A 19334-nucleotide genomic window follows, 5' to 3' on the forward strand; every position below is an offset into this window, starting at 1 on the left:
CATTCCTGTAAATCGTGTGGGTCGGCTCCCGATTAGCGGGAAGCTGCCTTGACGATCGCGGCGAAGTCCTCGGGCTTGAGGGAAGCGCCGCCGATCAGGCCGCCGTCCACGTCGGGCTGATCCAGCAGCTCCTCCGCGTTCTTCGCGTTCATGGAGCCGCCGTACTGGATGGTCAGAGCGTCCGCGTCGGCCTTGCTGTACAGGTCGGCGATCGTGGCGCGGATCAGAGCGCAGACCTCGTTCGCCTGGGCGGCGGTAGCGGTCTTGCCGGTGCCGATGGCCCACACGGGCTCATAGGCGATGATAACTCTCTTGAGCTCCTCGGCGGAAACGCCCTGGAGATCGATCTTGGTCTGCAGGGCGACGACCTCGCCGGTGACGCCCTGTTCGCGCTGCTCCAAGTACTCGCCCACGCAGAGGATAACGGTCAGGCCGTTCGCGAGGGCAGCCTTGACGCGCTTGTTGACGGTCACGTCGGTCTCACCGAAATAGGTGCGGCGCTCGCTGTGGCCGATGATGACATACGGCACCTGCATCGCGGCGAGCATCGGAGCGGAAATTTCGCCCGTGTACGCGCCGGAGGGCTCCCAGTGGCAGTTCTCCGCGCCGACCTTCACGTTGCTGCCGGCGGTCGCTTCGAGAGCGACGGAGAGATCCACGAAGGGCACGCAGGCGACAACGTCGCAGTCCGCATCCTTCACGAGGGGCTTGATGGCGTCGAGCAGCTCTTTGGCCTCGGCGGGGGTCTTGTTCATTTTCCAGTTGCCGGCGATGACGGCTTTTCTTAGTGCCTTATTCATAGGAAACAGCTCCTTTTCATGGATGAAAATCAAAAAGGGGACGGGGCGCGAGCCCCGCCCCCCGGTTCAGCAAAGCGTGCGGAAAATCTTATTTGTCGTTCAGGCAGGCAATGCCGGGCAGAACCTTGCCCTCGAGGAACTCCAGGGAAGCGCCGCCGCCGGTGGAGATGTGCGTCATCTTCTCGGCGAAGCCAAGCTTCTCAACAGCCGCAGCGGAGTCGCCGCCGCCGATAATGGAGATGGCGCCGCTCTCCGCGACAGCCTTCGCCACAGCGATCGTACCGGCAGCAAAGTTCTCCCACTCGGAAACGCCCATCGGGCCGTTCCACACAACGGTTCCGGCGCCCTTCACGGCGTCGGCAAACAGAGCAGCGGTCTTGGGGCCGATATCCAGGCCCATCCAGCCGTCCGGAATGTTGTCGGAATCGACGACCTTGTGCTCGGTGTCGGGCTTGTACTCGGTGCCCACGATGTTGTCAACCGGGATCAGGAACTTGACGCCCTTCTCCTTGGCCTTGGCCATCATGTCCTTCGCGAGCTCAACCTTGTCAGCCTCGCAGATGGAGGTGCCGATGGAGTAGCCCAGCGCGTTCATGAAGGTGTAAGCCATGCCGCCGCCGATGATCAGCGTGTCAACCTTGTCCAGCAGGTTGTTGATGACGCCGATCTTGTCGGAAACCTTCGCGCCGCCGAGGATGGCGACGAACGGGCGCTTCGGCTCGGTGAGAGCGCCGCCCATGATGGTGATCTCCTTCTGGATCAGGTAGCCGCAGACAGCCGGCAGATAGTCGGCAACACCGGCGGTGGAAGCGTGGGCGCGGTGAGCCGTGCCGAACGCGTCGTTGACATAGATCTCAGCGAGGGAAGCCAGCTCCTTGGAGAAGGCGGGATCGTTCTTTTCCTCTTCCTTGTGGAAGCGGACGTTCTCGATCAGCTCAACCTCGCCGTCCTTGAGGGAAGCGGCGATGCTCTTCGCGCTCTCGCCCACGACGTCCTTCGCCATCTTGACCTCCTGGCCCAGAGCCTGGGACAGGTACTTGGCGACGGGAGCCAGGGAGTACTTCATGTTGAACTCGCCCTTCGGACGGCCCAGGTGGGAGCAGAGGATCACTCTCGCGTTATGGGAAACCAGATACTTGATGGTCTTCAGAGCCTCGTCGATTCGCTTCGGATCCGCAATGTTGCCCTCGGCGTCAAACGGGACGTTGAAATCGCAGCGCACCAGCACTCTCTTGCCGGCAACGTCGATATCCTCAACGGTTTTCTTGTTGAGATAGTTCATGTTTAAGCACTCCTTTATTTTGAATATGGGGGCTGTAATGACGTACTTTTACGTTCCTTATTATACAATGCGTGTTTACGCTTTTCAAGAGATTTCCCCGCAAATCCTGCTTTTTGTGAAAAAAGAAACAATTCATTTTCCTCTCTTGCGCTTTCTCTGTTCCAAAGGCGCGGGCGCGGCATAAAACGCCTCTTGCCTCCTGCGTTTTGCCGTGCTATGCTGAACAAAAGGGGGAACGAAACGTGGAACAGAGCAGCTTTTTTGACCGCGGCGCCGCGGATCCGCTGGCCAGCCGCATGCGCCCGCGCACACTGGAGGAGTTCGCGGGACAGAGCCACCTGCTGGGCGAGGGGAAAATCCTGCGCCGTCTCATCGACAGCGATCGGATTTCCTCCATGATTTTCTGGGGGCCGCCGGGCGTGGGGAAAACAACGCTGGCGCGGATCATCGCGAACCGGACGAAATCCTCCTTTGTCGATTTCAGCGCCGTCACAAGCGGGATCAAGGAGATCCGTGAGGTGATGCAGCAGGCGGAGCAGAACCGCCGGTTCGGGGAGCGCACCATCGTCTTTGTGGACGAAATCCACCGCTTCAACAAGGCGCAGCAGGACGCTTTTCTGCCATTTGTGGAAAAAGGCAGTATTATTCTGATCGGAGCGACCACGGAAAATCCGTCGTTTGAGGTAAACGCCGCTCTTTTGTCGCGGTGCAAGGTCTTTGTGCTCAACGCCCTGACAGCCGAGGAGATCGAAGGGCTGCTGCGCATGGCGCTGGCGGATCCGCGCGGCTTCGGCGGACAGAACGTCCGCCTGGAGGACGGCGTGCTGCCGCTGATCGCCCGGTTTTCCAACGGCGACGCGCGCACCGCGCTCAATACGCTCGAGATGGCTGTACTCAACGGGCGGCGCGAAGGGGAAACGGTGACGGTCGGACGGCAGCTGGTGGAGCAGTGCACCTCCAAAAAATCCCTTCTGTATGACAAGAACGGCGAGGAACACTATAATCTGATCTCCGCGCTGCACAAATCGATGCGCAACAGCGATCCGGACGCGGCCGTCTACTGGCTGGCGCGCATGCTGGAAGCGGGCGAGGATCCGCTTTATGTGGCGCGGCGGCTGATCCGCTTTGCCAGCGAGGACATCGGCCTGGCCGACAGCCGCGCGCTGGAAATCGCGCTGGCCGCATATCAGGCGTGCCATTTTCTTGGGATGCCGGAGTGCAGCATCCATCTGGCGCACGCGGTGATTTATCTCTCCCTGGCGCCGCGTTCGAACGCGGTTTACCGCGCGTATGAGTCGGCCAAGCGCGACGCACTCACGATGCTTGACGAGCCGGTGCCGCTTGTCATCCGCAACGCGCCCACAGGTCTGATGAAGGAACTCGGCTATGGGGACGGGTACGTTTACGCGCACGATGTGGAAAGCAAGGTGGCGGATATGGAGTGCCTGCCGGAATCGCTGCGCGGGCGGCGGTATTACCATCCCACGGAGAGCGGCAGTGAATCGCGCATGGCGCGCAGGCTGGAGGAGATCCGCGCGCTTTTGGGACGGGAACCATAAAAAGAGGACGCTCCCGAAACCTTCCGGGCTTCGGGAGCGTCTTATCTTATGGGTTGGAAAAAATCCGGCGGCTCAGAGATCCGCTTTCCACAGACCGTGGAGGTTGCAGTAGGCATAGGCCGCAACGGCCTTGTCGCCCGGAGCAACAGCAAAGACGGCCGAGGGCTTGCTGCCGGGCAGGAGATCGCAGCGCTGCACACCCTTTTCTGTTTGCAGCACGATGCACTGGATATAGTGCTCCTCCGTCATGGGGTGCTCCACACGGCCCACGGTGACGGTAACGTTGTTCCCTTCCGTGACAGCGACCGGAACGTGCTTTTCCGTGGCAGCATCTGTCGTGTTGGCAGAGAGCTTCTTCATCTTCTCTCCGCAGCACATCAGAGGCGCGCCGCCAAAATGCACCATTTCCACAAGGTTTTTGCAGTGAGTGCAAAGATAAAACTCGAGTTCTTTCATAGCGATCTTTCCTCCTTTTTTTCCGTCCCTGAAAGGGCTGGATTCCGGTTTCTATTGTAGCATGTTTCCCGGAGCGCGGCAAGCATGCTTTTGCCGGAGGGTTTCCTGAAAAGTATAACGTTTTTCTGACATTTTTATCCGCGAGATTGCAAACAAAAATAAAGCATGATAAAATTGACCCAGAAATGAGAAAGGAGGGCTTCGGATGTGGGGAAAACGCGCCTGGGCGCTGTTGCTGTGCTTTCTTCTCCTGCTGCCGCTGTTCTGCGGGGGCTGTGAGGAGAAGGAGAACACCAGCGGCACGGGAAAAAGCTTCACCTGGCATCTGTCCAGCGAGCCGAAAACGTTGGATCCGCAGATTGCGCAGGGTGAAAATGCGGCGATTGTGATTGGAGCCCTCTTTGAAGGGCTGGCCCGTCTGGATGAAAATGGGGATCCGCAGCCAGGCGCCGCCGAGAGCTGGGAAAGCAGTCCGGACAATTTGACCTTTACCTTTCATTTGCGGGAGGATGCGGTCTGGTCGGACGGGGAAACGCCTGTGACGGCGGATGATTTTGTGTACGCTTTCCAGCGGGCGCTCGCGCCCGTCACGGGATCGCCGTCCTGCGATTCGATGCTCTGCATCCGCAACGCCGCGGAGGTGCAGAGCGGAGCGGTGGCTCCGGAGGAGCTGGGTGTGCGCGCCGAGGGGGATGATACCCTTGTGGTGGAGCTTGCGTACCCGGTGCCGGATTTCCCCGCCCTGACGGCACTGCCCGTCTTTATGCCCTGCAACCAGGAGTTTTTTGAAGGGACAGCGGGCCGCTACGGTCTCGATCGTTCCTGCATCCTGGGCAACGGCCCCTTCGTCATTGACGGAAAATATGGCTGGGATCCGGGCCGTCATATCAACCTCGCGGCTTCCTCCACCTATTGGGGCGAAACCGCGCCGTCGAACCTGAAATTCCCGATCGGCAAAGCGGAGCTCGTGATCGAGGATGCGGTTTCCGCCGTCTCTGACGGCACGGTCGACGCGATCGCGGTGACGGAGAGCGAGGCAGAACAGGCGCAGGAAAACGAATGCACCATTACTTCCTTTGAGGATACGGTCTGGGGCTTCTGCTTTAATCTGTCCAGCGACGCTTCCCCGGAGCTGAAAAACGAGAAGGTGCGCCAGGCGTTTCTCTATGCCGTCGACTGGACGAGCCTGCGCGCGTCGCTTCCCGAGGCGGCCGGAGGGCTGATCCCGCCCGCTGTGCATTTAGAGGGTGAGTCCTACCGGGACAGTGCGCAGGATGTCGCGATTCCGGCCAGGCTGGAGGATGCGGCGGCCCTCATGCGGGAGGGTCTGGCAGAGCTGGGAGTGGAATCTCCGCCGTCACTGACGATCCTGTGTCCGGAGGATCCGGAGATCACATCTCTTGTCAATAATATTCTGGTGGAATGGAACGCCGCGTTTGGCCAATATTTCAATATGGCTCCCCTGTCCGAGGATGAACTGGCTTCCCGCATCGCCGCGGGCAGCTTTTCCGCCGCCGTCTGCTCGTTCACCCCGGAGCGGGACGATCCCGCCGCGGCCCTCTTGTGCTTTGAGACGGGAGGTTCGGGCAATGTGAGCGGTTTTTCCGACGCTGCCTACGACGAGCTGCTTTCCCAGATCCGCCGCACCAGCGGGGAAGAAAAGCGGACAGCCTGCCAGTCCGCGGAGCAGATTCTGGTGGATCGCGCCGTATTCCTGCCCGTTTCCTACAGCAGCCATTCCTTTGCCAGCGCGCCCGGCGTGTCCAGGATCGTATTCCGCCCCTATGGCGGCGGTGTGGATTTCAAGAATGCACGCAAGGAATAAAAAGACAAAAGAAGCCGCCGGGAACAGGTTTTTCCATTCCCGGCGGCCTTTTATTTTTCGTTTGTCACGCGGTTAGTCCATCACGCGGTTTTTGCTCTCCTCGCAGGCCTTGGCGGAGAAGTCCGCAAGAGCCATCGAGCCGAGATCGCCGTCCTTGCGGCCGCGCACGGAGACGGTTCCCGTCTCTGCTTCCTTGTCGCCCACAACGAGCATATACGGGGTTTTCTGAAGCTGAGCCTCGCGAATCTTGTAGCCGATCTTTTCGTTGCGCAGATCGGCCTCCACACGCAGGCCGGCCTCCTGAAGCTGAGCGGCAACCTTTTCGGCATACTCGTGGTGACGCTCGGAGATCGGCAGGACCTTCACCTGCACCGGGGAGAGCCACAGCGGGAACGCGCCCGCGAAGTGCTCCGTCAGGATGCCGATGAAGCGCTCGATGCTGCCGAATACTACACGGTGGATCATGATCGGGCGGTGCTTTGCGCCATCCTCACCCGTATACTCCAGCTCAAACCGTTCGGGAAGCTGGAAGTCGAGCTGGATGGTGCCGCACTGCCAGGTGCGTCCCAGGCAGTCGGTCAGATGGAAGTCGAGCTTCGGGCCGTAGAACGCGCCGTCACCCTCGTTCACCTCGTAGTCATAGCCGAGCTCGGAAATCGCCGCGCGCAGCGCGTCGGTGGCGTTGTCCCAGTCCTCCTGCGCGCCCATGTGATCCTCGGGCATGGTGGACAGCTCAATGTGATACTGGAATCCGAAAGTCTTGTAGACGGAATCGATCAGGTTGACAACGCCCTTGATCTCGTTTTTGATCTGGTCGGGCGTCATGAAGATGTGCGCGTCGTCCTGCGTGAAGCAGCGCACACGCATCAGGCCGTGCAGCGCGCCGGAAAGCTCATGGCGGTGCACCAGGCCCAGCTCACCCATGCGGAGCGGCAGGTCGCGGTAGGAGTGCAGCTTTGTCTTGTAAACCAGCATGCCGCCGGGGCAGTTCATCGGCTTAATCGCGAAGTCCTGCTCGTCGATCACGGTGGTGTACATGTTCTGCTTGTAATGATCCCAGTGGCCGCTGCGCTCCCACAGGGAACGGTTCAGGATCATCGGGGTGGAGATCTCCAGATAGCCCGCCTTGCGGTGAAGCTCGCGCCAGTAGTCAATCAGCAGGTTTTTCAGCACCATGCCCTTGGGCAGGAAGAACGGGAAGCCCGGTCCCTCGTCCATGATGGTGAACAGCTCCAGATCGCGTCCCAGCTTACGGTGATCGCGCTTCTTGGCTTCCTCGAGCATCGTGATGTAAGCCTCAAGATCGGCAGCCTTGGGGAAGGAGATGCCGTACACACGCTGTAACATCTTGTTGTTCGCGTCGGCGCGCCAGTAAGCGCCGGTGCAGTTCGTCAGCTTCACGGCCTTCACATGGCCGGTGCTCATCAGGTGCGGGCCGGCGCACAGGTCGACGTATTCGCCCTGCTGGTAGAAGCTGATGGGCTCACCCTTGCCGGAGTGTTCCGCGATCAGCTCCAGCTTGTAGTCCTGCTGCTTGTCCGCCATGAGCTTTTCCGCGTCGGCGGGGGAGAGCTCAAAGCGCTCGAGCGGCAGATCTTCCTTGATGATTTTCTTCATCTCGGCCTCGATCTTTGTCAGATCATCGGGTGTGAGCGTCTGCGGCAGATCCACATCGTAGTAAAAGCCATTTTCAATCGCCGGACCAATGGCGAACTTCGCGCCCGGGTACAGACGGCCGATGGCCTGCGCCATGATGTGGGCGGTGGTATGCCAGTAGGCGTGCTTGCCTTCGGCGGAATCAAAGGTCAGGATTTCGAGCGAGCAGTCCTTTGTCAGCGGCGTGCGCAGGTCGGCGGCCTCCCCGTCAATCTTGCAGGCGCAGGCAGCCTTGTAGAGGCCCGCTCCGATGGATTTGGCGACTTCGGCAGCGGTCACGCCCGCCTCAAATTCCTTTGCGTCGCCCTTGAGCATCACTTGAATCATCCGTGACTTCCCCTTTCCTTGTTTTTCGTTATCATTGTATTTGTAAAATATCCCGCCAAATCGGCGGAGCTCGTTTTCCAGACAAACAAAAAGCCTTGCCCCTCCTAGTAAGGGGCAAGGCTCAGCTTGCGGTTCCACCCTATTTTCCGAATTGCTAAACAGGGAAAACCATGTATAACAAAACTCTCTCATAGCTGCCCGTAACGTGGGCATAACGTCGCACCTTATTTCGGCACGCACTCAAAGGCGGTATTTCAGATTCGTCCGATGCCGGCGCTTCCAGCCCATGGCGCTGGCTCTCTTAAACGGACAGGTGAGTCGGAAACTTCCTTCTCGACGCTTTGAAATATTTTGCTGTTGATATCATACTAGCATTGTGCCTGGTGTTTGTCAAGAGGGATCCATGAAAATTTCTCAAATTTTCCACAGGTTTATACAGTATGTAATACAGAAGGAAAATTGTAAGGTATTTTTTTAAAAAACTTTACAGCCCAGACAGACTTTTCCCCTATATTCTGATATAATAACCCCAGACAAAGCCTGCGTGAAAAGGTGAGGGGACACGCGGCAGGCGAGGAGGAAGAAAGTTGAATTTGACCAAGGCAAATATGAAAAAGCTGCTGCTTCTGATAGCGGGAGGCGTTGTGCTCAACGCGGCTGTGCAGCATCTGGATTTACTGGGAGTATTCCTGCGTGTGGCGCTGGGACTGATCACGCCGTTTCTGGCGGGTTCGGCCATTGCGTTTGTGATCAATGTTCCGATGCGGCAGGTGGAGGACAGGCTTTTTCCGCCGCTCGCGCCGGGGAAAAAGCCGGGGCGTCTGCGCCGGGCCAAGCGGCCGATCAGCTTTGTGGTGACGCTGCTCCTGCTCTGCGGACTTCTGGCGGTGATCTTTTTCCTGATCCTGCCGGAGATTGGGCGCACGCTGCAAAATTTTGTGGATCGGATCCCTGTCTTTGCGCAGCAGACGCAGGAGTGGGGAGAGCAGCTCATGGAGCAGTATCCAGAGGTCGTGGACGTGCTCAGCCGGATTTCGATCGACTGGGAAAAGCTTTCTCAGGGCTTTATCGATCTCGCGCAGAACAGCATGAGCGGCGTGCTCAATTCCACACTGGACCTCGCGTCGTCCATCATTGGCGGTGTAGTGGGCAGCGTGGTGGCGATCGTGTTCGCGGCCTATATCCTTCTGCAAAAGGAACGGCTGGGCCGCCAGTTCCGCCAGCTTCTCTATGCGTTTCTGCCGGAGCATCATGCGGACCGCATCACAGAGGTGGGAACGCTCTCCTACCGCACGTTTTCCCGCTTCCTGTCCGGCCAGTGCCTGGAGGCGGTGATCCTTGGCTGTATGTTTTTCCTCACCATGAGCATCCTGCGGTTTCCCTATGCGCTCACGATCAGCGTGCTGATCACCGTGACAGCGCTGATCCCGATTTTCGGCGCGTTTATCGGCTGTATTGTGGGGGCGTTCCTGATCCTCACAGTGGATCCGATGCAGGCGCTCTGGTTTGTGATTTTGTTCCTGATTTTGCAGCAGGTTGAGGGAAATCTGATTTATCCGCATGTGGTCGGCAGCTCCGTCGGTTTGCCGTCAATCTGGGTGCTGGCTGCCGTGACCATCGGCGGCAGCGTGATGGGAATTGCGGGAATGCTGATTTTTATTCCGCTCTGTTCCGTTTTTTACACGCTTCTGCGCCACAGTGTTTTGAACCGCCTGCGCGCACGCAAAATCCCGCAGGAAAAAATCCTGTTCCCGAAGAAGCTGTCCGACATCACCTTTGTGCGCCATGGAAAAGCGCCGGTGGTGGATGGCCCCCCCGAGTCGGACGGGGCGGACTGGGATGAGGAGACCGAGCCTGCCGGAGAGCAGCAGACACAAGAAGAGACAGAAGAGCAGCCGGACAGCCCGGAAGCTCCGGCACAGGAGACGGAGCAAGCCGGGGAACAGGATGAAACGAAGGAGGCAGGGGAAAAGAAGCCGTAAAGCGTACCCCACTGGACAGGCACTCAGAGCTTCAGATCGGTGAACAGCCCTTCTTTGTCGGCGAGCACAAGATATCCGTCGCTCAGAACACGGTGGGTGCCGCTGTCCAGCGGAACGCTGGCCCAGGAGGGTTCCACCAGCCCGAATTCAATTTCGCGTCCGTCGCGATACCAGGCGCGCACGGAGGTGCATGCGCCATATTCTTCCGTCTGTTGGCGTTCCACATCCCCAAAGCGAGCCACAAAGCTTGGTCCTTTTACCATGTCCGCTTTGCGGGAGGTCAGAATGACAAGATCCAGATCGGAATCCGCTTTGTTTGTCCCCCGGGCGTAGGAGCCTACAACGAGGAGAGCCGTAATCTCCGGATCCTCAGCCGCCCATTGTTTGAGCTGTGCAAGAAACAGATCGGTCAGCATTTATAGTTTTTCTCCTGTCAGAACACCCGTGCGGGATTTTCCCTGCCGGGTGTTTTTTCAATCTTCCGGTGTAACCTCCTGCACCGGGTAGCCCAGCGTAAAGGCGAGCGCCGCTCCCACAGCGGTGCGGTATTCGGCGTATTTGGGGATCAGAAAGCGGACGCCGAACATTTTCTCCAGAATGGGAAAAACCTCTTTGCACTGCGGCAGGCGGGTGAGGTTGCCGATCAGCACAAAGTCGCGGATCGGCGTGTTCAAAGCGGAGAGAATGGCGCTCTTGCCGATACATTGCAGCACCATGTTGAGAATTCCGAGCGCGGTGTCCTCCAGGGAAACGGCTCCGCGCACCTTGCCGAAATTGGATGCTGTCGCATCCAGCGGAAGGCCCTCCAAAGGAGCGGTGGTGATGTCCTGAATCTGCAAATCAATGTTGGAGAGATTCCCGCGCTGAGCCAGTTCAATGATCTCGCGGATATCCGAGGTTTTCAGCAGAAGGTTGGAAAGGCCCATGATCGTCCCGCCGCCGATGCCGATGCCGCCAATATGCTGGATGCCATCCTTTGACACCCGAACCAGAGAGGTGCCCGTTCCCATGCTGACCACGATGGTTTCCGTCAGCTCTGTGTGGTAGGTGGCTCCCAGCCCGTCCGCGAGAAACTCGTCGGCTTTCGCGGTCGGGATGCCGTAAAGAGGCTGGCGGATGTACGCGCTTCCCACACCGGTGAGCACAATTTTTTCAATCGCATCCAGCGGGATGCCGTTGTCATAGGTGTATTTTCCCAAAGCGCCGAATAGGGAAGCCACAGGGTCAGCCGCGCGGACAAAGAGAGGCTTCTGTACGCCCTCCTCGCTGATTCCGACAATCTTGGTGGTGCTCCCTCCAACGTCAATGCCAATCACAAAGCACATGGGACATCCTCCTCCAGGGCCTGATTTTCTGTCCGTGCCAAGATACAAAAATACGCTGATTTCCCCGTATCTTCGCGGAACAGATGGATTTTCTTTCATAATAATCGTTTCCTTTTTTATTTTCAATTCTTTCTTTTAAAAAAAGTGCTTGACAATTTCGCGGGAAAATGATATATTATCTAAGCACTCAAAAATAACTGATACAGATGCTGGTGTAGCTCAGTTGGTAGAGCAGCTGATTTGTAATCAGCAGGTCAGGGGTTCAAGTCCGTTCACCAGCTCCATAGAGCTGTGGACAGAGTGCTACAGCTAAATACGGAGGAGTTCCCGAGTGGCCAAAGGGGACAGACTGTAAATCTGCTGCTTCTTGCTTCGGTGGTTCGAATCCACCCTCCTCCACCATCTGGGGTGGACACTTTAGATGTCCACCCCGTTTTTGTCAGTATTCATGCGGGTTTACGGGCTTTTTAGAGTCCAAAATCCAAAGTGATTTTCCATAGATGCCTTTTCCATTAGATGGCAAAAATAAGGCTTTGTACGAGATGAAGCGGGGCTTCCGCCTGATTTTTCAGGCCGGAGGCCCCGCTTTTTTGCGTTCTGCGGCTCTTTTCCCCGTTGTCAAATGTGTAGAAGTTTACGCCTGTCAAATAGACAGGTTGACGAAAGCCCAAAATCAAACCCTCAAAATACAAGGGGGTAGTGCGCCCTTTTTCAGGAACTCTCCAGCTGGCTGGCCGGGGAGTTTTTTGCGCTCCCCCCTCTCACACTCTCCCCCCTAAATATTTTACCAGCTGGGAAAGAACAAGATACGCTTCGCTCTTAACCAGCAGGAAACCAAGTTTTAGGCAACAGCCAAGAAAGGATGAGCAAAACCATGAACATCGGCATCGACCATGGCTACTACGCCATCAAGACCCGGCATATCCTGCGGAATGAAAAATACATGGGAGATGTTCTCCTGCAAAAAACTTATACTGTGGATTTCCTAACCAAGAAAAAGAAGAAAAACAACGGGGAACTCACCCAATACTACATAACAGATAACCACCCCGCCATCATTCCCCGTGAGGACTTCCTGAATGCCCAACTTGAACTGGCCCGCAGAAATAGCAAAAAGAAGGCTTCCCAAAAGAAAACCAAGAGCGTGCTGGGAAAATACTGCAGCAAATATGCTTTATCCGAAAGGTTGGTCTGCGGGGAATGCGGTTCCATGTACCGACGAACCACTTGGTCTAAAAAGGGCAAGAAAAAAGTTGTCTGGCGTTGCATCAACCGCCTTGAATTCGGCACAAAGTATTGCCAGCACTCTCCAACCCTATCCGAAGAAGCATTACATCAGGCAATTCTCCAGTGCGTTCAAACCGTGGCCGGTGACAAGGATGATATCATGCAAAACCTCCGGGATGTCCAAGAGAACATTATCCTCTTTTCCGGGAGCCAAGTCACTCCTCAATCACTGGAAAAGCAAATCAGCAAGCTGGAGCAGGAAATGTCCGCCTTAGTCAAGATCGTAGCACAAGGCGGTGACAGCGACTTCTACGCAGCCAAACTTCGGCAGCTTTCAGAACAGAAGATGGATCTCACCAGCCAGCTGCAGGAGCTCCAAAAGAAAAAGATAGAGAATCAAGCTCTGGAATATCAATATCAGCAGGCTCTCATTTATATCAACAACGAAGAAAACCTGAACCTCACTGAATTTAACGATGACTTCATCAGAAGGATCATCGAACAAGTGACCGTACTCTCTGCCTCCCAAATAAGGATCCGGTTTGTCGGAGGGTATGAACTGGATGCCACCCTTCCGTTGCAAAAATAGGTTGCCTGCAAAAAAATAGCACCGATGTCTTCAAGCAAGGCATCGGTGCTATTTTTTTGTGGGTAACTGTTCATCCCATGATTGCCATGTCATCCTAATACCCCCAATATAAAATGCAGTTTAAATCCACTGGACAAGATTTGGCCAGTATGCTATACTTATATTATAAATATGTTTGTAAAATCATAATGTTATGTGCACATTGGTAACTTTTGTGCAAAAATATTTAGGGAGATAGATAGAAGCGTATATTTGATATTATAACAATCAGAGAATCAAGCTAAGACTATGCGGTATGAGTACTGTTCAATATAGGCTATCGTTCGAGACCACATAAAATCATCGTGCCCGGTGAGGAAACTAAGGACGGTGAAAGAAAATATCGCCATATTTGTCCAACTTTTTGAATGCATTTCGCCAGCGAGTGGTTTCTTTATATGGAAGAAAATAAAAATGTGTTGATTTATCTTGATGTATCCAGTATACTATTTTCTGTTGGAATAAGTGGTGGAGTCTGTCATAGAGAGCAATAGCGTCTCTATTTATTCCAAGTAAGCGCCTTTTATATCATGATTTGGTTTAGCAAATGTTGGTTGTTAAAGGGACAGACCCTCAATTTGAGAGTCTGTCCCTTTTTGCTATTGCTTAAACAACCACTGGCTCAGCCAGTGGATAAAGAGCTTATAGCTATGGACAAAAAAAGAACTCCCCAATAGAGTAAAGGAAAAGGTCTGCCAACCTAACCAAAACTATCGAGGAGGTCTTCGCATGAAAGACATAAACAGTTTAGAGCATACGAAATGGAGATGTCAATATCGTATTGTATTTGCACCTAAATATCGTAGGCAAGCAATCTATAAAGAGTTGCGAGCAGATATCGGAGTTATCCTAAGAAAGCTGTGTGAGCAAAAAGGAGTAGAGATCATAGAGGTAAATGCGTGTTGTGACCATATTCATATGTTGCTGAGTATACCACCGAAGTATAGTGTTTCGCAGATTGTAGGATTCTTTGAAAGGAAAAAGTAGTCTGATGATTTTCGATCGACACGCAAACCTGAAATATAAGTATGGGAATCGACACTTTTGGGCCAGAGGATATTATGTAGATACAGTAGAGCGAAATAAAAAGCAGAAATCAGCGGCAAGAAGATCATTTGGCAGACCATAGGGCTAATCAAGTCTCCAGCTTAGCCGGAGGTTTTGACTACCAGATTATATTAAGGAGAGAATATATGGATATATCGTTTTCAGCTTTTATAGAGGGAATTGTGTCAAGCCCGATTCTTTGCATCACGGTGCTACTTACCTTGGGCGTTATTTTTGTGAATGGGTGGACAGACGCCCCCAATGCCATCGCCACCTGTGTGACAACACGCTGTATGGGCGTTCGGAACGCTATACTTATGAGCGCCGCCTTTAATTTTTTGGGGGTGCTGGTTATGACCCAAATCAACAGTTCTGTGGCTTCGACTATCAGCAATATGGTGGATTTCGGCGGCAATGCCCATGAAGCGCTGATTGCCTTGTGTGCGGCGTTGCTCTCTATTGTGGTGTATAGCGTGGGCGCGTCGTATTTTGGGATTCCCACCAGTGAGAGCCACAGCCTGATTGCGGGACTTACCGGCGCTGCGATTGCCATCCAGAACGGTACAGCTGGCATCAATATGGCAGAATGGGCAAAGGTGATTTACGGTCTTGTTCTGAGCCTTGTCCTTGGCTTTGTATTCGGTTGGGTTATATGCAAGATTGTAGCGGTGATTTGCGGGTCCATGAACCGCAGAAAAACAAACTGCTTTTTCAGCGGCGCTCAGGTTTTTGGTGCAGCCGCTATGAGTTTCATGCATGGTGCGCAGGATGGGCAGAAGTTTATCGGTGTTTTATTTCTGGGGCTTGCTTTTTCCAATGGACAGGAGGACGTCAGTGGAATTACGATACCGGTTTGGCTGATGTTGCTTTGTAGCGTTATTATGGCCGCTGGCACCAGCGTCGGAGGAGAGAAGATTATAAAGTCCGTTGGTATGGATATGGTAAAACTGAAAAAATACCAAGGCTTTTCCGCAGACCTTGCGGCAACGGCCTGCCTTTTGATTTCCAGCCTGTTCGGCATACCAGTTTCCACTACCCATACCAAGACAAGCGCCATCATGGGGGTGGGGGCTGTAAAGCGGCTTTCTGCAATTAACCTGGGGGTTGTAAAGGAAATGGTGCTGACATGGATTTTTACATTCCCAGGCTGTGGACTGATCAGCTTCGCAATGGCGAAATTGTTCATTGCGATATTTTAAGTAAATACATAGGCATATCAAAAAGTATGAGGTGGCAAATATGTCAAAAAAACAGGACGCATTTTATTTTCAAAATTTTATGGAATGTGCAGATCATTCGCGGCAGGCCGTCAAACTTCTGAAGGAAATAATGATACACTTTGATTTAGAGAGTTTACCGGTGTATCTTGATGAAATGCACAAAATAGAGCATGAGGCGGATCTGAAAAAGCACGATCTCCTGAACACTCTGGCAAAGGCTTTTATCACGCCGATTGAACAGGAAGATATCATGCAAATCAGCCAGAATTTGGACGATCTTACAGACAAAATTGAAGATGTTCTAATTCGTATTTACTACAACCATATTACAGAAATTCGGTCAGACGCTCTGGGATTGGTTGATATACTTATCCGCTGTTGTGAAGAGGTCTGCAATCTGATGCGGGAATTCCCAGAATTTAAGCGTTCTAAGCGTCTTCATGAGCATATTGTCTGTATCAACAGCTTGGAGGAAGAGGTAGACAGAATGTTTATAGACTGTATGCACGAGCTTCATAGCATATGTAAGGATCCCTTCAATGTGATTGCATGGCGTGAGATTTATCTTTATCTTGAAAAATGTGCGGATACCTGTGAACATATCGCTGATATTGTAGAAAGTGCAATCATGAAGAACAGTTGACATCAGGAGACAGAACATGAAACCAGCATTCCTCGGTACAATTAAAAAGAATCTTTTCGGAATTATTACAGCTGTGCTTTCAGCAGGCGTTTTGTTGGGATTCCTGTTTTCCGCAGATGGAATCGCATCGTTAGCCCGAATATCGCAAAATATGAGATATGAATGGTTGCTGGTTGCTTTGGCCGTGGCTGTAGCAGCATGGTTTTTGGAAGGAATCGTTCTGAATATATTTTGCAAGGTGATTTATCAGCAATGGAAATTTCGATACTCCTTTTGTATCGGGATGGAGGGAATATTATACAGCGCTCTCACTCCCTTTTCCACAGGCGGGCAGCCAATGCAGATTTATTCTATGCGCCGGTTGGGTATGGATACGGGAGCAGCCAGTTCCATTATCGCAATGAAAACAGTGGTGTATCAGATAATTCTGGTGCTGTATTCGTTGGTTATGGTTGTGTGGATGCTTCCTTTCTTTCAGACCAATGTGAGCAATTTCTCTTTTTTAACAGTAGTAGGGCTGCTGTGCAACAGTACATTCATTATTCTGATTATTTTATTTTGTGTCAGCAAGCGAGCAACAGATAAAATACTGAGAAAAGGAATTTGGATTTTTCATAAGCTCCATCTATGCAAACATCCGGAAGAGCGCTATGAAAAAATCAAACAGGAATTAGCGGTATTTCACGAGAGTTCCAACCTATTCGGGAAGACCTGGAAGCCCTACTTGACGACCTGCATCTTACCGTCTTTTGTGGCGGCCGCCGCCCCTTGCGCTCCCATCTTGACAACGATCAGAGGGACTGCCGGAAGGAGGCGGGCGATTGCGCGGGAGAGGGATTTTTCACCCGAGAGGAACAGGAGCTCCTGTTCGTTCGGAAGCAAAATGTCCACATATTGCAGCAGCTCCTCCGGAAGCTCCCATCGCTCTTCCGGATCCCAGTTGGTGTCCAGGCTGATGGTCAGGCCGTATTGTTTGGCCTGTTTCAGAATTTCGCACAGATCCTGCCTCAGCCCGGAAAGCAGATAATAGCTGGCAATGTGCAGATGCCTGCTCTGCCGCAAAAGCCCGTCCGGTACCATGGATTTTTCGACAAGCCGGATGGAATCGCTGTAGGTGAGCGTGCATCGATCGTTTCCCTTGTTCAGCGCGACGCCCACGCTTGTCTTGCAGGCGGAGGAGGTCTTGAGGTACGAGATGTCCACACCGCTGCCCCGCAGCTCGTCCAGAACAATTTTCCCGAACGCATCCTCTCCGGCAAGCCCGGCCCCGGCGGTGGAAAGCCCCAGTTTGGCGCATTGGGAAGCGAAAATGCACGCGGAACCGCCCAAATATACGCCGAAATCCTGCACGAGCTGTTCCTTTTGCCCGAAGTCCGGCGTCACATTGCCAAGGTGTACAATCAGGTCAACACAGGCGTCAAAGATAGTGGCGACGTCATATTTTCTTTTCTCCATATGCTCTTACAACTCAATGAACGGTGTCAGGCTGCCCGGACAATCGGGGTTGCGCCCAAGATGCACCGCCGTCCGATACGCGATGGACTGGAGGCAGAACACAAAATGGAGAGCCACGATCTCATCGCAGAATTCTTCCTCCACAAGGAAGGTATGGCTGGCATCGGGGTTTGCCTGGGTGGACACAAGGTAAACTTTCCCGTGAGCCCGGGTGATTTCGGAGATAACCTTTCCCTCATACGGCTTGGATTGCCGGGAAGAGACCATAAACACCAGTGTGGATGCGTCGGTTAAAACAATAGGGCCGTGGCGGTATTCCAGCATTTGGAAATACTGTGACGCGTATTCCGCGACCTCGATGACAATATAGGCCCCTTCAATGCAGACGCCGTATTGTGTGCCGCTTCCCAGGCAGATCAGCTTGTCCATTTTCTCCTGCTCGACGATGCTCTTCAAAACGGGAATATCGCGTTCATAATACTGAGGGGCGAGGGAGAGATAGCGCTGTACCTGCTCTTCCAGAATGCTTTCCCCGCCCAGCATACCGGCGATCAGGATGTTGGCCAGATAGAGGCAGGAAAACGAGCGGGTCTGGCAGACGGACTGCTCGTTGGCCCAGGGAAGCCGGAGGCAGAGATCGGAAACGGATTCCAGCGCGGAATGCTCATATTCCACCAGCGACAGCAGCCGGGCATTGGGGTAAAAATTCTTTAAAATCTTAATGGCCTCTATCACCTCGGAGGTGGAGCCGGAACGGGACGGGCAGACAAAAACGGGGTTCTCAAACAGAGACTGGAATTCGTCGGGGTTCAGCAGAACATCTCCTGCCTTGATGGCGTAGGATTTTCTTTTGGCCCGTACCCGCATGGTGGATTTCGCCGACAGACTCATCCAGTAGCTGGATCCGCACGCAAGATAGACAATTTCCGTTCCTGTCTCAAAAAAATGCAGAATCGCGTCTTTTTGGGACTGGATATACTGAGCGGTTTGCCTCAGCTGGATATACTGTTCGTGGATTTCCCCGTAGCTTTTATATGGTGTTTGTTTATCCAAAGCATTTCCTCCTTCAGATTGTCTCTCCGCCCGCTGCGCAGGAGGGAGCGCAAGTGTATGTTCAGGCCGGCAGCACCTGGATGCCGTTTTCCTGAAAGGCTTTCACCGCGTCGGGCAAAGCTCCCGGCCCGATACCAGATAATTTACCTTGCCGCAGCTTGCCGTCACGGCAATGGCATTGGCGTTGTATTTGCTGCTGTCCACCATCATGACCACATTTTTCGCGGCCTGGAAACAGCTGTTGTACAACTCGATGGAGTCGATTTCGTTTGTCAAAAACCCTCTTCTCTCATCAAAGGCCGACGCGCCCGAAAACAAATAGTCCGCTCCCAGCTGCAGCAGCATGTTGTTCGTCAGTGAGTCCTTGAGCTCGTTTTCTTCCTGACAATACTCCCCGCCGAGAAGGACCATTTTTGTGGTGGGATTATCCTTCATGCGGTCGAACACCAGAATAGAATTGGTGATAACCGTGAGCCGTTTTCTTCGGAAGTACTTGCACAGGCCAGCCACTGTGGTTCCGCCTAACAAAATCACAATATTTCCGTCGGAAAGCAGCTCGGAAGCGGTTTTCGCGATCCTCTCCTTTTCGTCTGTCTGTGTGTGGAATCTTGCGTGAACCGCGGATCGCTGTTCTGTGCTTGCAGGGGATGCTCCCCCGTGAAAGCGGACAATCAGTTCTCGTTGCTCCAGCTTATCGAGGATCCTTCTCACCGTGCTTTCGCTCAGATGCAGATCGGAGGAGAGGATTTCTGTTCGGCTGATTCCATGGGAGTTGATATATTGCAGAACGTCATATTCCTTATCTGTCATGGCATTCTCCTTTTTATCTGGGGTATTATTAAATAAAAT

At 53.7% G+C, this 19334-nt stretch carries 15 protein-coding genes, 2 tRNA genes and 2 pseudogenes; 10 read left to right on the top strand and 9 right to left on the bottom strand.

The features are described from left to right. Window positions 1–32 precede the first annotated feature (32 nt). On the bottom strand, window positions 33–800 hold the full coding sequence (gene tpiA, locus B5F35_RS12325) for a triose-phosphate isomerase (protein WP_087241439.1): 768 nt from the start codon (window positions 798–800) through the stop codon (window positions 33–35). A gap of 88 nt (window positions 801–888) precedes the next feature. Next, complete coding sequence (locus B5F35_RS12330; protein ID WP_087241387.1) at window positions 889–2082, bottom strand: phosphoglycerate kinase; 1194 nt, start codon at window positions 2080–2082, stop codon at window positions 889–891. A gap of 242 nt (window positions 2083–2324) precedes the next feature. On the opposite strand from B5F35_RS12330, the gene B5F35_RS12340 reads away from it, so the two are divergent. Next, a complete protein-coding gene (locus tag B5F35_RS12340) occupies window positions 2325–3641 on the top strand; it encodes a replication-associated recombination protein A (protein ID WP_275532263.1) in 1317 nt (438 codons plus the stop codon). Between the two features lie 72 nt (window positions 3642–3713). Here B5F35_RS12340 and B5F35_RS12345 read toward each other — a convergent pair whose 3' ends face one another. After that, the gene (locus B5F35_RS12345; protein ID WP_087241391.1) at window positions 3714–4097 is read right to left on the bottom strand and encodes a desulfoferrodoxin family protein; all 384 of its coding nucleotides are present in this window, start codon (window positions 4095–4097) and stop codon (window positions 3714–3716) included. Between the two features lie 205 nt (window positions 4098–4302). Between B5F35_RS12345 and B5F35_RS12350 the strand changes: the two genes are divergently transcribed. After that, window positions 4303–5922 carry a peptide ABC transporter substrate-binding protein gene (locus tag B5F35_RS12350; RefSeq protein ID WP_087241393.1) on the top strand — a complete coding sequence of 540 codons (1620 nt, stop codon included), beginning with the start codon at window positions 4303–4305 and terminating at the stop codon, window positions 5920–5922. Window positions 5923–5994: 72 nt separating this feature from the next. Here the strand turns inward: B5F35_RS12350 and thrS are convergent, their stop codons facing one another. Continuing rightward, complete coding sequence (gene thrS, locus B5F35_RS12355; protein WP_087241395.1) at window positions 5995–7905, bottom strand: threonine--tRNA ligase; 1911 nt, start codon at window positions 7903–7905, stop codon at window positions 5995–5997. Between the two features lie 587 nt (window positions 7906–8492). Between thrS and B5F35_RS12360 the strand changes: the two genes are divergently transcribed. Next, a complete protein-coding gene (locus B5F35_RS12360; RefSeq protein WP_087241397.1) occupies window positions 8493–9887 on the top strand; it encodes an AI-2E family transporter in 1395 nt (464 codons plus the stop codon). A gap of 23 nt (window positions 9888–9910) precedes the next feature. Here the strand turns inward: B5F35_RS12360 and B5F35_RS12365 are convergent, their stop codons facing one another. Together B5F35_RS12365 and coaW are read right to left on the bottom strand one after the other, a co-directional pair. Next, window positions 9911–10303, bottom strand: coding sequence for a nucleotidyltransferase domain-containing protein (locus tag B5F35_RS12365; protein WP_087241399.1), 393 nt, complete (start codon window positions 10301–10303; stop codon window positions 9911–9913). Window positions 10304–10360: 57 nt separating this feature from the next. After that, on the bottom strand, window positions 10361–11212 hold the full coding sequence (gene coaW / locus B5F35_RS12370; protein WP_087241401.1) for a type II pantothenate kinase: 852 nt from the start codon (window positions 11210–11212) through the stop codon (window positions 10361–10363). A gap of 208 nt (window positions 11213–11420) precedes the next feature. On the opposite strand from coaW, the gene B5F35_RS12375 reads away from it, so the two are divergent. The 7 genes and pseudogenes from B5F35_RS12375 to B5F35_RS19645 form a co-directional block, all read left to right on the top strand. Then, window positions 11421–11496: transfer RNA gene (locus B5F35_RS12375), tRNA-Thr, on the top strand. A 33-nt stretch (window positions 11497–11529) separates the two neighbouring features. Then, window positions 11530–11614: transfer RNA gene (locus tag B5F35_RS12380), tRNA-Tyr, on the top strand. 472 nt (window positions 11615–12086) lie between these two features. Then, window positions 12087–13028, top strand: a complete 942-nt coding sequence (locus B5F35_RS12390) for a recombinase family protein (RefSeq protein WP_162611417.1) — start codon at window positions 12087–12089, stop codon at window positions 13026–13028. Between the two features lie 768 nt (window positions 13029–13796). After that, window positions 13797–14157 (top strand): annotated as a pseudogene (tnpA, locus tag B5F35_RS12395) (IS200/IS605 family transposase); the annotation flags it as partial. 103 nt (window positions 14158–14260) lie between these two features. After that, window positions 14261–15313: an inorganic phosphate transporter gene (locus tag B5F35_RS12400; RefSeq protein WP_087241407.1), complete on the top strand. Its 1053-nt coding sequence runs from the start codon at window positions 14261–14263 to the stop codon at window positions 15311–15313. 40 nt (window positions 15314–15353) lie between these two features. Beyond that, window positions 15354–15977, top strand: a complete 624-nt coding sequence (locus tag B5F35_RS12405) for a DUF47 domain-containing protein (protein ID WP_087241409.1) — start codon at window positions 15354–15356, stop codon at window positions 15975–15977. Window positions 15978–15993: 16 nt separating this feature from the next. Continuing rightward, a pseudogene (locus B5F35_RS19645) lies at window positions 15994–16680 on the top strand (flippase-like domain-containing protein); the annotation flags it as partial. 17 nt (window positions 16681–16697) lie between these two features. Here the strand turns inward: B5F35_RS19645 and B5F35_RS19250 are convergent. The 3 genes from B5F35_RS19250 to B5F35_RS12420 form a co-directional block, all read right to left on the bottom strand. After that, the gene (locus B5F35_RS19250) at window positions 16698–17432 is read right to left on the bottom strand and encodes a carbohydrate kinase family protein (RefSeq protein ID WP_242969515.1); all 735 of its coding nucleotides are present in this window, start codon (window positions 17430–17432) and stop codon (window positions 16698–16700) included. 6 nt (window positions 17433–17438) lie between these two features. After that, window positions 17439–18485: an SIS domain-containing protein gene (locus B5F35_RS12415; protein WP_087241413.1), complete on the bottom strand. Its 1047-nt coding sequence runs from the start codon at window positions 18483–18485 to the stop codon at window positions 17439–17441. A gap of 102 nt (window positions 18486–18587) precedes the next feature. After that, the gene (locus tag B5F35_RS12420; protein ID WP_087241415.1) at window positions 18588–19295 is read right to left on the bottom strand and encodes a DeoR/GlpR family DNA-binding transcription regulator; all 708 of its coding nucleotides are present in this window, start codon (window positions 19293–19295) and stop codon (window positions 18588–18590) included. Window positions 19296–19334 lie beyond the last annotated feature (39 nt).

This window comes from Anaeromassilibacillus sp. An200, from assembly GCF_002160025.1.
GTDB classification, from domain to species: Bacteria; Bacillota; Clostridia; order Oscillospirales; family Acutalibacteraceae; genus Caccousia; species Caccousia stercoris.